Annotated in this window: 18 protein-coding genes; 15 read left to right on the top strand and 3 right to left on the bottom strand. The window is 37.9% G+C overall.

The features are described 5' to 3' along the window. Nucleotides 1-30: 30 nt before the first annotated feature. Nucleotides 31-768: a MurR/RpiR family transcriptional regulator gene (locus tag M3600_RS15960; protein ID WP_237942198.1), complete on the bottom strand. Its 738-nt coding sequence runs from the start codon at nt 766-768 to the stop codon at nt 31-33. A gap of 227 nt (nt 769-995) precedes the next feature. Between M3600_RS15960 and M3600_RS15955 the strand changes: the two genes are divergently transcribed. The 3 genes from M3600_RS15955 to M3600_RS15945 all read left to right on the top strand — a co-directional run bounded on the left by M3600_RS15955 (nt 996) and on the right by M3600_RS15945 (nt 3,016). Further along, nucleotides 996-1,295, top strand: a complete 300-nt coding sequence (locus M3600_RS15955; protein WP_233316843.1) for a PTS sugar transporter subunit IIB — start codon at nt 996-998, stop codon at nt 1,293-1,295. A 130-nt stretch (nt 1,296-1,425) separates the two neighbouring features. Then, the gene (locus M3600_RS15950) at nt 1,426-2,766 is read left to right on the top strand and encodes a PTS sugar transporter subunit IIC (protein WP_233316844.1); all 1,341 of its coding nucleotides are present in this window, start codon (nt 1,426-1,428) and stop codon (nt 2,764-2,766) included. A gap of 4 nt (nt 2,767-2,770) precedes the next feature. Continuing rightward, nucleotides 2,771-3,016 carry a hypothetical protein gene (locus M3600_RS15945; RefSeq protein WP_233316845.1) on the top strand — a complete coding sequence of 82 codons (246 nt, stop codon included), beginning with the start codon at nt 2,771-2,773 and terminating at the stop codon, nt 3,014-3,016. 102 nt (nt 3,017-3,118) lie between these two features. On the opposite strand, the gene M3600_RS15940 is transcribed toward M3600_RS15945, so the two are convergent. Beyond that, nucleotides 3,119-3,589 carry an Lrp/AsnC family transcriptional regulator gene (locus M3600_RS15940; protein ID WP_233316846.1) on the bottom strand — a complete coding sequence of 157 codons (471 nt, stop codon included), beginning with the start codon at nt 3,587-3,589 and terminating at the stop codon, nt 3,119-3,121. Between the two features lie 198 nt (nt 3,590-3,787). Here M3600_RS15940 and M3600_RS15935 point away from each other — a divergent pair, with 198 nt between their 5' ends. Together M3600_RS15935 and trhO are read left to right on the top strand one after the other, a co-directional pair. Beyond that, nucleotides 3,788-4,726, top strand: a complete 939-nt coding sequence (locus tag M3600_RS15935; protein ID WP_251646670.1) for a DMT family transporter — start codon at nt 3,788-3,790, stop codon at nt 4,724-4,726. A gap of 202 nt (nt 4,727-4,928) precedes the next feature. Further along, on the top strand, nt 4,929-5,909 hold the full coding sequence (gene trhO, locus M3600_RS15930; protein WP_233316848.1) for an oxygen-dependent tRNA uridine(34) hydroxylase TrhO: 981 nt from the start codon (nt 4,929-4,931) through the stop codon (nt 5,907-5,909). A 39-nt stretch (nt 5,910-5,948) separates the two neighbouring features. Here the strand turns inward: trhO and M3600_RS15925 are convergent, their stop codons facing one another. After that, nucleotides 5,949-6,641: a metal-dependent hydrolase gene (locus M3600_RS15925; protein WP_233316849.1), complete on the bottom strand. Its 693-nt coding sequence runs from the start codon at nt 6,639-6,641 to the stop codon at nt 5,949-5,951. A gap of 409 nt (nt 6,642-7,050) precedes the next feature. On the opposite strand from M3600_RS15925, the gene M3600_RS15920 reads away from it, so the two are divergent. The 10 genes from M3600_RS15920 (at nt 7,051) to M3600_RS15875 (ending at nt 13,653) form a co-directional block, all read left to right on the top strand. Further along, nucleotides 7,051-7,497 (top strand): hypothetical protein, encoded by a 447-nt coding sequence (locus tag M3600_RS15920; RefSeq protein ID WP_237940557.1) that lies wholly within the window; start codon nt 7,051-7,053, stop codon nt 7,495-7,497. Between the two features lie 181 nt (nt 7,498-7,678). After that, nucleotides 7,679-8,287 (top strand): sigma factor-like helix-turn-helix DNA-binding protein, encoded by a 609-nt coding sequence (locus M3600_RS15915; protein ID WP_233316851.1) that lies wholly within the window; start codon nt 7,679-7,681, stop codon nt 8,285-8,287. Then, nucleotides 8,284-8,442, top strand: a complete 159-nt coding sequence (locus tag M3600_RS15910) for a YvrJ family protein (RefSeq protein WP_233316852.1) — start codon at nt 8,284-8,286, stop codon at nt 8,440-8,442. Before M3600_RS15915 ends, M3600_RS15910 begins: the two co-directional genes overlap by 4 nt. After that, nucleotides 8,439-8,678, top strand: coding sequence for a helix-turn-helix domain-containing protein (locus M3600_RS15905; protein WP_233316853.1), 240 nt, complete (start codon nt 8,439-8,441; stop codon nt 8,676-8,678). The genes M3600_RS15910 and M3600_RS15905 overlap by 4 nt, the downstream gene beginning before the upstream one ends. A 155-nt stretch (nt 8,679-8,833) precedes the next feature. Next, nucleotides 8,834-9,157, top strand: a complete 324-nt coding sequence (locus M3600_RS15900; protein ID WP_233316854.1) for a PadR family transcriptional regulator — start codon at nt 8,834-8,836, stop codon at nt 9,155-9,157. Next, nucleotides 9,150-9,701 (top strand): HAAS signaling domain-containing protein, encoded by a 552-nt coding sequence (locus tag M3600_RS15895; RefSeq protein WP_251646668.1) that lies wholly within the window; start codon nt 9,150-9,152, stop codon nt 9,699-9,701. Before M3600_RS15900 ends, M3600_RS15895 begins: the two co-directional genes overlap by 8 nt. Beyond that, the gene (locus M3600_RS15890; RefSeq protein WP_251646666.1) at nt 9,701-10,501 is read left to right on the top strand and encodes a DUF4097 family beta strand repeat-containing protein; all 801 of its coding nucleotides are present in this window, start codon (nt 9,701-9,703) and stop codon (nt 10,499-10,501) included. The genes M3600_RS15895 and M3600_RS15890 overlap by 1 nt, the downstream gene beginning before the upstream one ends. A 141-nt stretch (nt 10,502-10,642) precedes the next feature. Continuing rightward, nucleotides 10,643-11,218 (top strand): TetR/AcrR family transcriptional regulator, encoded by a 576-nt coding sequence (locus tag M3600_RS15885; protein ID WP_233316857.1) that lies wholly within the window; start codon nt 10,643-10,645, stop codon nt 11,216-11,218. A gap of 58 nt (nt 11,219-11,276) precedes the next feature. Continuing rightward, entirely contained in the window at nt 11,277-12,704 is a 1,428-nt protein-coding gene (gene lmr(B), locus M3600_RS15880; protein ID WP_233316935.1) for a lincomycin efflux MFS transporter Lmr(B), read from the top strand. Between the two features lie 292 nt (nt 12,705-12,996). Beyond that, the gene (locus M3600_RS15875; RefSeq protein ID WP_233316858.1) at nt 12,997-13,653 is read left to right on the top strand and encodes a sugar transferase; all 657 of its coding nucleotides are present in this window, start codon (nt 12,997-12,999) and stop codon (nt 13,651-13,653) included. The last annotated feature ends 177 nt before the right edge of the window (nt 13,654-13,830 follow it).

The raw sequence follows: 13,830 nt of genomic DNA, 5'->3' as shown, positions 1-13,830 counted from the left end.
CTATACATAAAAGCTCTGTCTTTTATCATATTAAGGCGCAGGTTTCTTTAAATTTTTTTGAATAATGTGAGCGCTTTCTTCCAATATGTACATAACCGGCATCTGGGATGTAATATTCGAATCCCCGAGAAATACTTCTGTCACATAATAGGCAATATTTATATCTGATATCCTGGCAAGCTGGCAGTTTTTACTATTAGTAATACTGACAATATTGGAACCTTCTACTTTCAGTTGATTTGCCAAGTTAAGTGTGAAGTCAGTTTCCCCAGAAACGGAAAGAATAATGGATGTACTGTTTTTTAAATCCTTGCTGTTTATTGGATAAAATGGATCTTTAATAAAGGAGGAGAATTTTCCAAGACTGGAAAAATACCTTGCACCATATTCGGCTAAAATGCCTGAACTTCCTGTACCTACAAAAATAATCTTATCAGTCCGCAACACGAGTTCTGCCATTTTTTGAATATCGGACTCAAGATTTCCTTTTAGCGTTCGTTCTAAAAACTCGGAGAGATAGTATTGAGTAGATTTCAGATTTTCTTGTTCATTTCTGTCCAAATATAGCTTGAGCTTTACTTTAAATTCTGAGAAGCCATCACAGTTAAGCTTCCTGCAGAAACGCAAGATGCTGGAAGTGGATACATGGGTTTGATCGGACAGCTCTCTAATCCGCATATAAATGACTTTATCGCTGTTTTTCGTAATGAAGTTATAAAGAATCATTTCCAATTCATTGAATGTTTGGACCATTTCTTTTGTAAACAGGTTAATCTCCTCCTAATAGGATCTGTTTTTATTCCAGCAATGATTTCAATCCACAATATAAATATAAAACAACATGTGCCATAATTGAAACAATTTCCACAAATTGAAACAAAAATCTAAGTATCTAAATTATATTGATTAATAAATGAAAGCGTATACAATACAATTTAAGGAGGAGTTAACAAAACCTAGATAGGTTAAAGAAAAAATATCTGGAGGGGTTCATAATGAAAAAACTGTTATTAGTTTGTGCAGCAGGGATGTCTACAAGTCTCTTAGTCAATAAAATGAAGGATGCAGCAGAGGAAAAAGGGGTAAGTATCGAGATATTTGCATTGCCTGTTTCAGAATGCCAAAGCGTAGCAGATCAGGTTGATGTGGTGCTGCTTGGCCCGCAGGTAAGATATCAGAAACCGCAGGTGGAATCCATTATCGCAGGCAGAGTTCCCGTCGAGGTAATTGACATGCGAGCATATGGAACGATGAATGGGAAAGCCGTTTTAGAAAGAGCACTTGAGCTGCTGTAATCAGCAGCTTACAAAGAGAAAAAGATCAGGCAAGACCTCCTGTACAGCATGAATTTACACCCATTGCCTAATCAAACAAATTCTTCATCTAAAGGGTGGAAGAATTATATATTAATAGGGGGAGTAACTTATGGGTTTTATGGCTAATTTTGAAAAATTTGCTGAGAAGGCTTTGGTGCCAGTTGCCTCTAAACTGAACTCACAGCGACATATTGTAGCAATTCGCGATGCATTCATTTTATCATTTCCGATTACGTTAGCTGGTTCACTTATCGTTTTGCTCAATTTCGCTGTATTGGCGCCAGATGGGTTTATTGCAAAAATACTGTTTCTTCACAAGCTGTTCCCTGGCTTAGCAGATTTACAAGCAGTCTTTTCCCCTGTCCTAAATGGATCGACGAATATTCTTTCTATGTTTATCGTCTTTCTAGTGGCAAGGAATATGGCAATTTCGCTTAAAGCAGATGAACTGCTGAGCGGCTTGACGGCATTATCTACATTCTTTATTATTTATCCGCCATATACGGCTGTTGAAGGAACTAACTTCCTGACTACACAGTGGGTAGGGGCCCAAGGTCTTTTCGTTGCCATTATAGTTGGTTTGATTGTCGGTGAGTTTTTCAGTGTGCTTTCCAAGTCAAAGAAATTGCAGATTAATATGCCAGCATCTGTCCCGCCTGCTGTTGCCAGGTCCTTTAAGGTGCTGTTCCCGATCATTATTATTACTGTAGTGTTCGCAGTTGGGAACGCTATCATCAATGCCTTTTATCCGAAAGGCCTGCATGAGTTCATTTATGCAGTAATTCAAACACCGCTAAAGCATTTGGGCACTAATATTTTCTCACTTGTTATTTTGGCAATTGTCTCTAACCTTTTATGGGTATTTGGGATTCATGGTCCAAACACGATTGCTGCTATTCGTGAGGCTATGTTTGCAGAAGCAGGTCTAGAGAACTTGAACTATGTGGCAGAACATGGTTCGGCATGGGGAGCACCATATCCTGTTACTTGGGCAATAAATGATGCCTTTGCTAACTATGGTGGTTCAGGGATGACATTAGGTTTATTGATTGCGATATTTATCGTCGCTAAACGGAAGGATTACCGAGATATCGGCAAGCTATCGATTGCTCCAGGATTATTCAATATTAATGAACCTGTCATTTTCGGTTTACCGGTCGTGTTAAACCCGATTTTGATTTTGCCATTCATATTGGTTCCTGCCGTGAACATTATCATAGGCTATGCTGCTATTGTGACTGGCTTAATTCCGCCAATTGCGTACTCTGTGCCATGGACGACTCCAGGTCCGCTGATCGCATTCTTAGGCACAGGAGGAAACTGGCTTGCATTAGTTATCGGCTTTGTTTGCCTGGCTGTCTCAACACTTATTTATATTCCATTTGTAATGGCAGCAAACAAAGCAGCTGCTGATAACAATGTCTCTAGCGATTCGGAGAAGTCCGCGTAAGAAAATGAACGAATATACAATTGAGTTCTACTGTGGGCAGATTAAATTTATAAAGGATTTTTTTGAGGGCTACCAAGACAGCAGGGTGTCCACATATGTGGAGCAATCAAGCAGAATAAAGGCTGACGTCAAGGTGCATACATTGCTGCCAATCCATGAAACAAAGAAGCATTTAGAGAATGTTTTTAAGCAGTCCAAATATGGATGCGCCCTCCATTTTACAGTTAAGGCAATAGATGAACCCTTTTAATAAATAAGCAAAGAAACCTCTATTTATAATAGAGGTTTCTTTTTTTATAACAATATTTGCTTCATTAAACAACTAAAGGCACAGAGTGTCTCTGAAGCTTTATCAAATCGGCAGGACCGTAGAGGATTTTATTTCTCTTAGGGCAAGGCTGGTATTTATTTTGGAGATGCCAAGTTTATTCAGCTTCTTGATAAAGCTCTCTAATCCACCTGTATCTTTATTGGCAACCTTCAACAAATAGTCATACTCTCCTGTTAAACAATGACATTCCAATATTTCCTCCATACTGCTTAACACACCTTCAAGCTCTGCAATAGCTTCCTCTTGGTGGATATTAGTCGAAATGAAAATATAGCATAACAAATCAAACCCTAATTTTTTATGATTCAAGATTGCCACATGCCTCTCGATAAATCCCTCCTTTTCAAGTCGCTTAATGCGGGCATGTGTGGCTGGAGGAGATAAATTAACGAGTTTAGCAAGCTCGGCGTTGGAAATAGCGGCGTTTTTTTGCAATAAATCTAATAAAGTAATATCAACCGAATCGAGCACTTTATGAACAATGGATTCCATAAATGTAACCTGCCTTTCTTTTATTCTGATTCTGCTGCAAAAATCAGTACACTTCTTTATAAAATTCGGTAAAATCGCAAAATAAATATGAAAGTTTTGTATTTATTGCATTATACAGAATTTTATATCGTTTTAAAAGGTGCGGTGATACGATATTAACAAGAAATTTCTAACTTTGTGCTTGAAGGAGTTGTTTGTATGCCGTATGTGTTTCTGTTGATCACAAGCTTTTTATTTGGAGGGAATTTTGTTTTAGGCAAATTTCTTGTTGGGCATGCTTCGCCTGCAACACTGACAAGCTTAAGGTGGGCGCTTGCTGTTATCTGTCTGTTGCCGATTATTTGGAAACGAGAACAAAGATTGATTCCGCCAAAAGCTGCATTGCTGCCTTTATTCCTTATGGGTCTGACAGGAGTAGCTGCTTTTAATCTATTGCAATTTCAGGCATTAGAATATACTTCAGCCAGCAATGTAGGTTTAATCTCAACATTAAATACAATCTCTATTGCGCTGTTTTCCTTTCTTTTATTGAAGGAAAAAATCAATAGCTGGCAAATGGCTGCCATGCTTTTGTCCTTCTCTGGAGTTCTTGTTGTACTAACAGAAGGTTCTTTAAGTCAGTTATTAGATTTACGCTTTAACAAAGGAGATTTATATATGATGGGAGCGGTATGCATTTGGGGGCTTTACTCTGTGTGCAGCAGGTGGGCAATGCAAAAAACATCACCGCTGATGGCCACCTTTTTTTCTGGAGCAATCGGTGTTGTTCTGCTCTTGCCATTTAATGCAGCTGATTTTTCAATCACAGAATTCAATGTTTCCTTCATGGTATCCATCCTTTATACCGGTGTTGTTTCAACAGTCATTTGTATGGTGCTTTGGAATATCGGCGTACAAAAACTCGGTGCTACAGAAGCAGGGCTGTTCCTTAATTTCAACCCAATCTTTACGGCTGTGCTGGCGTCTGTATTTTTGCATGAGAAATGGAGCTGGATGCAGGTTATTGGAAGCCTTGTCGTTATCCTGGGCTGTATTCTTTTTACGAAGCTTAAAAAGCCTCCACAGCTTCCTTTAAAAAAGAGTGCGATAGTAATTAATGAAGAGAAATCGACAAATTTCGTCCATGGAAAAAAGTAGCCCTTTCTATTTTAGTTGAAATTTACTATAATAATAAGTACACATAAGCAAGAGGGGATTTCATAATTGGAGTCTCCTTTTGTTTGTTCTAAAATTCTTCATAGTGGATTTAGCAAGTGAGCAATGAGTTTTTACTGTTTTCACTTTTATTGTATAGTTAAATATATGTTAATAAATTTGTATAGAACAGGATGTTGAAATAATGAGCGAAAAACCATATAGAGTACTTCTTTACTATAAATATGCAACTATTGAGAACCCAGAAGAATTCACTAGCGAACATTTAGCTTTTTGTAAGGAGCTAGGTTTGTTGGGACGTATTCTTGTATCATCAGAAGGAATTAATGGTACGGTATCTGGTACAGTTGAACAGACTGATAAGTATATCGAGGCAATGAGAAAAGACCCTCGTTTTGCAGACACTGTCTTTAAAATAGACGAAGAAGAGGGACATGCTTTCAAGAAAATGCATGTGCGTCATAAAAAAGAATTGGTAAACTTAAGTCTTGAAGATGATGTTAATCCGTTGGAGTTAACTGGAAACCATCTAAAACCAGCTGAGTGGCTGGAACAAATGCAGGATCCTAATGCCGTAATTATTGATGCCCGCAATGACTATGAGTTTGACTTAGGTCATTTCAGAGGAGCAATTAAACCTGAAATTGAAACATTCCGGGAATTACCTCAATGGATTCAAGACAACCGTGAAATGCTAGAAGGAAAGAAAATCCTGACTTATTGCACAGGCGGCGTGCGTTGTGAGAAATTCTCAGGCTGGCTTAAGCGCGAAGGCTTTGATGATGTATCACAGCTTGACGGTGGTATCGTAACATACGGTAAAGATCCAGAGGTGCAAGGTAAGCTTTGGGATGGCCAATGCTATGTATTCGACCAACGAATTAGTGTTCCAGTTAACAGAGTCGAGAATGTAGTAGTAGGTAAAGACTACTTTACTGGTGAACCATGTGAGCGTTATGTGAACTGTGCAAACCCAGAATGCAACAGAAAAATTCTTTGCTCACCTGAAAATGAAGAGAAGTTCATGAAGAGCTGCAGTCATGAGTGCCGTACACATTCAAGAAACCTTTATGTAAAAGCACATGACCTTACACCAGAACAAGTGGAAGCAAGAGTGAAAGAAATTGCTGAGTGGGAAGCAAACCATGCTGGCAATTTAGCTTAATGAAAAGAGGATGTCTTAAGGACATCCTCTTTTTGTATTTTACAATTCGATGCTTTCACCAATCTGAAGGACTTTGCCTTTAATACCGCGGTCTTTTAGCGCCTTTACGAAGGCATCTCCATCTTGTTCGATAGCTGGGAAAGTATTGTAATGAATAGGTATGATTAAATCCGCCTTATACCATTCTGCAGCCAGCACAGCATCTTCAGGTCCCATTGTATAGTGATCGCCAATTGGGAGGAATGCGATATCGATATCATGTCTGTCGCCAATAATCTTCATGTCTCCAAAAAGGCCTGTGTCACCAGCATGAAGAATCGTTTTTCCTTCTGCCTCAATGACGAATCCAGCAGGCATGCCGCCATAAAGAATATTTTTGTTTTCTTCATCAATGATACCAGAGCTGTGAAATGCATGTGTCATCTTCGCTTTGGCAAACTGTAAATCTAATGTGCCGCCAATATTCATTCCGATTGTCTCGGCGCCTTGCCAGGACATGTATGCAGCCAATTCAGGTATAGCAACAATTGGTGCATTATTTGCTTTGGAGATTGGTGCTGCATCTAGAATATGATCTCCATGAGCATGTGTTAATAGCACAGCATCAACCTTAATATCATCCACTTTCACTTTAGCTGCTGGGTTTCCACTGATGAAAGGATCAATAATAAGTGATTTTCCATTTGCTTCAATTACAATAGTTGATTGTCCGTGATAGGTAATCTTCATCATACCATCTCCCTTTTTTTTCTTTCCAATAATGACGCTTTGATTTTCACCACTTAGATTAGAATAGTTTAGCCGATTTTGCCAAGCAATATGCTTGTTAGCAGCTAGACTGTTTTTCTTTTGTCAGGAATATATTATAATGAGCCGTTAATCTGAGGAAATTGATGCACTAAATAATTAACGTATCTGTTTCTTAAGAAAATCATGTTCTTGGCAGATTTGTATGTGAACAAATTTTTTTCTACATAATGGGTAGCTTCTTGTTGGCTGACCAATCGGGTATTCATTGCAAGGCTAAAAGAAATAAAGTGTTTAAACACTATCATTTCAACTCCTGACAAGATTATTTTATAATTAGTGTAGTGGAAAAATTAGAATATAACTATTTTTCAGAATAAGGGGGATTCGGGAAATGGCAGAGAAGGTGGCTTTAAATTACGCATTAATGATTGAACAGGTCAAAAGCAGAGGATACAGCAATGAGGAAATACTTGAGGCTCTAAATAAGGGGAATATTGATTTCTTTCGAGAGTTTGGCAAGGGACTTCCAGATTGGGAAACGCTTTTCTCTTATTTTCATGATAAAAAGGAAAAAGTGGAACAGCTGCTTAGAGGCAATTATGAGATTGCATTTTTAACAAAAGGGACATTAAAAAGATACTTGCTGTTTAAATTTGGTTTGGCTGAGGGCAAAGATTTTAAGGATAAGGGAGAAGTGCTTGGAGTATTTATGCTATCACGTGAAGACTACCAGGCTTTATCGAAAAATATAGCAAAAAACTGGATTATCACTAATGTAGAAGAGGATAAGAATAATGTACAATTTACAATTGAATTACAATTTAAACCAGTCCTCTAATAAAATTTTTATAAATAGGTTGTTATTTTTTCAAGAAATCTTTCTTTATTATATAGAGGAGGAAAGATTGATGAAATTCGTTCATGGAAGGATATGTTATAATAAGAAAGTGGCTAATGCGAGTTAGTCCCTTTTTTTACACTAAAAACAGAACGTACGTTCCTTTTAGGAGGTGCTAATCATGTGTGAGGAATCTGTTAATGGATTGAAAAGGTTTATAGAAGAGAACAAAGAATTTATGGGAAATACAATTGTACAAGGTTTTTTACGGGAAAAGGGTCACTTTAAGCTGTTTGCCGACGCTGTTTGTTATCCTTCTAAAGAAAACAAAGAAAATTTAGATGAAGCGTTTAAAAAGTATTATTTTACGATTCGGTTCACGTCCTATATCTCCTCTTCCATACATTTTAGCACATTAAATTTTCATAGGAAGCAAAGGCTCTATGCAAACAGATATCCTTTGTTATTGGACGCTGAAACAGAAGATGGTAGGACGCATAAAGACAGAATGGAAGATAGGAATGCAAATTTGGAAGCATATGCAGAAAGGGAGGGAATTCGGGAAAGCATTTCTGAATATATAGCTGATCCTTTACTTTATGATGCAATACAATCACTGTCTGACTCCCAAAAGACCGTTCTCTATTTTGCTTATATTAAGAAGCTCAATGATACAGAGATAGCGGAGGTGATCCAAAAAAGCCAGCAATATGTGTCGAAGTGCCATCAAAAAGCTTTGCAAAGGATATACAGCTATATGGCCCAAAAAAAGGAGGATTATAGACGATGAGTATTGGAGACTTGACGCAATGGATGACAATTGTAAGCAATTACGCATTTCCGGTGAGTGTTTCTATATATCTGTTATTAAGAATTGATAAAAAGCTTGAACGGTTGGGAAAAGAGCTGACAAAAAGGACGGAAGAAGGAAAGGAAAATGGATGATGGCCACATTATATTCATTAGTAAAAGAGTCGAAGATTAACAAGGATGCATTAGAAGAAGTGATAGAGATGTTTGAACCAAAGTTGAACAAAGCAGTCCAATATACTTCCCCTAATGAACAAGATGATCTCTCACAAGAATTGAAAATGCTGTTAATGAAATGCATTCAGCTATATGATTTAGATAATATCCCAGGCTTCTGGGAATTTAGAGACAAAATCAATAAAATCAAATAATAAGATAAAAGGCTCCTTTCGCCAGATGGCAAAGGAGCACTTTTTTTGAAAAAAGTATTAATCAGTACTTTGCATTGAACAGTAGATGGTGTTATATTATTAATCAAAGACCAGTACTGTTCATTGTATAGTACTAAAAGAAAGGAGATCTGTAATTGAACGTCCAATTTAAAAAGGGAGTCCTTGAGCTTTGTGTTCTTGTTCTGCTTGATAAACAAGACAGGTACGGATATGAGCTTGTTCAAAAAATTTCTGATCAGATCGAAATATCAGAAGGCTCTGTTTACCCGCTGTTAAGAAGGTTGACGAAAGAAGAATACTTTTCAACCTACCTCCAAGAATCTACAGAAGGCCCTCCAAGAAAATATTACAAGCTTACTGAAAAAGGCAGGGAATATCTCCAAACATTACTTAGTGAATGGCAACAATTCAGAGACGGTGTTGATACTTTAATTAAAGAAGGTGCTAGTGATGAATAAAGATCAATTTATAAAGGAACTGTCTGTGTTACTGAAGGATTTAAATGGTAAGGAAAAACAAGAGATATTGCATGATTACGAGGAGCATTTCCAATTTGGAATCGAAGAAGGCAAAGCAGAGAACGAGATTGCTGCTTCTTTAGGATCACCAAAATTGCTGGCAAAAGAAATACTTGCCAATTACCACCTTGAAAATGCTAAGGGTGCTCAAACAGCTGGAAATGTTATGCGGGCAGTATGGGCGGTGATTGGGTTGAGCTTCTTTAATATCATCATTGTGTTAGGTCCGTTTATTGCGCTTGTTGGTGTTATATTAGCTGGCTGGGCTGTAAGCATTGCCGGCATCAGTACTCCGCTTCTCGTTCTTCTTAACAATCTTTTTGGAAGTTCCTTTGATCTTTTTGAATGGTTTTTATCCTTTGTCTACTGTGGAGCTGGTTTATTGCTATTTGTAGGGATGCAAGGGATAACAAAATGGTTTATGCACGGCTTTGTCCGTTATATTTCATTCAATACAGCATTAGTTAAAGGAGGCATCAAGTAATGAACAAACGAAAGTTACTGTGGGCTGGAGCAGTTTTGCTTGTGATTGGACTGATTGGCAGTCTAGCCACCTATAAACATAGTGCAGAAAAATTTGATTTGAATGAGAGAAAAGTAATAGAAAGCAATAACTTTGAGCATGTGGAAATTTCAGCAGATAACGCTGCAATTGAAATTCATCCAATACAAGAGTCTTCAGCTTATGTTCAGCTATCGGGAACAAAAAGAGGAAATAGAGAATTGAATTATTCAGCAGAAGTTGAAAGCAATAAACTTAAAGTGATATTAAAGGAAAAAGGACATCAGCTTATTCCAATGAGCTTATTTGGGGACAGTGAGCTTAGCTTAGATTTGTACTTGCCGGAGAAACAATATGCCAGCATGATAGCAGATATTAAAAACGGCAGGATAAAAATGACAGAGTTGTCTTCAAGAGAAGTTGTGCTCCATACAGCAAACGGCCGTCTGGAATTGGCAAATATAACTGCAGAAACAGTTAAGGCAGACTCTTCTAATGGAAGAATTCAGTTGGATAATGTCTCAGGGGAAATCGATGGAAAAACAATCAATGGAAGAATTGAATTGAACGCAAGCGCATTAAATCAGGATATACAATTACAAACAAACAACGGCGAAATCTCCGTAACAGCAGAGAAGGAACCAGAAAATGCTAACATAAGTGCAGAAACAGATAATGGGGATATTGAAATTTTTAAGCAAGCCAATTCTAATGTAATCTTCGGTGATGGTGAGTATAAGATAAGATTAAAAACAAATAATGGAGATATAGAGGTAAATTAAAAGAGTAGCCCTTTTTTCAGGAAAAAAGGGCTTATTTTTTTATGTGATTTTTTATTTAAAAAAGCAGTTGACAAGTAACCGTTTACAGAATTACCTTTATATAGACCAATCGTTATAATTTTTCCTAAGGAGGATATGAGCTTGGGTGAAAAGGGGAACACTCGTGAGTTGATCCTAGAGACTGCCTCTCGCTTATTCCAGATTCAAGGCTATTATGGAACTGGCTTGAATCAGATTATTGCAGAGAGCAATACACCAAAGGGATCACTTTATTACTATTTCCCTAGTGGTAAAGAGGAATTAGCAATAGAGGCAATAAAATATACAGAAAATGTGCTGTTGCAGAAGACAAAGGATATTCTGTTTTCCGTCAACGACGCAATAACAGCATTTCAATTGCATATCAATGAAATCGCTGCTGATTTTGACAAGAAGGAAAGCATACACGGAATGCCAATCGGACTTATAGCGTCAGAAACAGCGTCGACATGTGAGCCAATTAGAAAGACTTGCTTAGTGACTTTCGAGAAATGGCAAGCTGTATATGCAGAAAAGCTTAAGGAAAGCGGATTTTCTGCTGAAGAGGCTGCAGATTTAAGTATACTTATCAATTCTATGATAGAAGGAGCCATCGTCCTGTGCTTAACAAAGCAATCAGGAAAGCCGATGAGAATTGTTGCAGATAAGCTTCCAAAGCTGCTGTCACAAGAATGTTAAGAAAGATGAAAGGGGATTTTTTATGGAAATGAATATGGACGCGGTAAAGGGGAAGGGAATGGAAGGAAGGCAATTTAAGACATTGCCTATCGTAACTTCTTTCTTGATTGCCGGTTTTATAGGTATGTTCAGTGAAACTGCCTTAAATATGGCATTGAATGATTTAATTGTTATTTTTAATATTGAGCCGACAACAGTTCAATGGCTGACAACAGGCTTTTTGCTTACATTGGGTATTTTAGTCCCGATTTCAGGATTATTGCTGCAATGGTTTAAAACTAGACAGCTTTTCTTTGCATCATTAAGTTTCTCTATATTAGGAACACTAATTGCTGCACTTGCACCAACCTTTGAATTTTTATTAGTGGCAAGAATTGTGCAGGCTGTCGGAACAGCGTTGCTGCTGCCGCTAATGTTTAACACGATTTTGCTAATTTTCCCTCCTGAGAAAAGGGGAGGAGCAATGGGAATGATCGGGCTTGTTATTATGTTTGCTCCAGCTACTGGGCCAACAATTTCTGGTTTGATTATTGAAAATCTGACATGGCATTGGATTTTCTGGATTTCCTTGCCGTTTCTAGTATTTGCTTTATTGTTCGGTATTCGTTATATGGAAAATGTCTCAACTGTAACAAAACCGAAAATTGATATAGTATCGATTATCTTGTCTACATTAGGATTCGGCGGAATTGTATTTGGCTTCAGCAGTGCTGGAGAAGGCGGAGACCATTCAGGCGGCTGGGAAAGCCCAGTTGTAATTGTCTCTCTAATCGTAGGTGTAGTTTCACTTATTCTTTTCTCCATTCGTCAGTTTAAAATGGAACAGCCAATGATTAATCTTCGAGCATTTAAATACCCGATGTTCGTCTTAGGACTTATCTTAGTCTTCATGTCTATGATGCTTATTCTGTCTACGATGCTTCTTCTTCCAATGTATCTGCAAGGCGGTTTAGGTTTAACAAGCTTTACAGCAGGACTACTGTTGTTGCCTGGAGGTTTAATTAACGGATTCCTTTCACCAGTGATGGGAAGATTGTTTGATAAATATGGACCAAAATGGCTCGTCATTCCAGGTCTTGCCCTATGTTCAGTTGTTCTATGGTTCTTTACAGGAATTACAACAACATCAACAGTTGCGCTGATTATCGTGCTGCACAGCTGTTTAATGATTGGTGTATCCATGATTATGATGCCAGCACAAACAAATGGTTTAAACCAGCTGCCACCTCAATTATATCCTGATGGTACAGCGATTATGAACACATTACAGCAAGTTGCAGGAGCGATTGGTACAGCAGTTGGTGTATCTATATTGGCTTCTGGTCAGAAGAACTTCCTGGCAGGGGTAAGCAACCCTATGGACCCTGCTAATATTCCTGCTGCATTAACTTCAGGTGTACAAAGTGCCTTTACTTTTGCACTGATTGTAGCAATAATCGGATTTATTTGCAGTCTCGTAATAAAAAGAGTAAATCCAAAACATTAATCATAAAAAACAGTCTGTATGAAAAATGCAGGCTGTTTTTTTGTGATTAGAATTTCGAGAATATTGAAGAACTTTGGCGAAATACCGCGCTAGCATCCGTCAACAAATCCTCTAAAACTGCTATTTTGCTAAGCAGCATCAAAGCAAGAGCATTTTTTCTCCTAAATATTAAAACTGTCTTTACAAAGATTTACCAATATTTAATTTTCCCTAAACGATTACCATACAATCTCATTCTATACTTGACACAAAGGTTCAAAATACACATAAACAGTCTACGAGGTGACAATATATGCGTGAAAAGAGCTTTAATATCTACCACGATTACACCATTGTCGAGGGGGAAAAGTTCTCTGTACCAAAGGAAGCAGAATACTACTTGTATACAAAAAGGTGTTTGGATCTGCTGCTGGCAAGCGTTGGGCTAATTTTAGCAATACCGATTATTGCTGTCTTCGCAATTCTAGTTGTGTTAGAGAGCCCAGGCTCCCCATTTTATATACAGCAGCGCGTTGGAAAAAACGGAAATTACTTTAATTTAATAAAGCTTCGCTCTATGCACAATGATGCCGAAAAGGAAGGCGCTAAATGGGCCGAAGCAAATGACCCGCGTGTTACGAAAGTTGGTCATTTCATGAGAAAAACTAGAATAGACGAGCTTCCTCAGCTGTTATCTGTTTTAAAAGGAGATATGTCTATTGTTGGTCCGCGGCCGGAAAGACCAGTCTTTACTGCACAGTTTGACAGTGAGATTCCTGGTTTTGCGAAAAGGCTAGCAGTAAGACCAGGTTTGACTGGACTTGCTCAGGTAAGCGGAGGATATGAAATTACTCCTCGTGAAAAACTTCAGTATGATCTTGAGTACATTTCAAATTTGACGTTTAAGCTTGAACTGAAGATTATGCTGAAAACAGTAAAGGTATTGGTTACAGGTGAAGGCGCGCGCTAATTGACCGTATCTAAAGAGTTAAGCATAGGAATGAGCAGATTTTAACATTGCCATAGTTTTAAGCGAAGTTGGACCAACAGTCCCAGCTTAAAGCATTGTGTCTGCTGTTCCTGCTTTTTAGTATGTTTCTAAAGCTAGTTTTTGCCTACCAGGTTTTTTGAGCTGGATTCAGATGAA

Source organism: Niallia sp. MER 6, assembly GCF_023714395.1.
Classification (GTDB): domain Bacteria; phylum Bacillota; class Bacilli; order Bacillales; family Cytobacillaceae; genus Niallia.
Note: the sequence above shows the minus strand (reverse complement) of the source record. Positions and strands in the feature narration are given on the sequence as shown.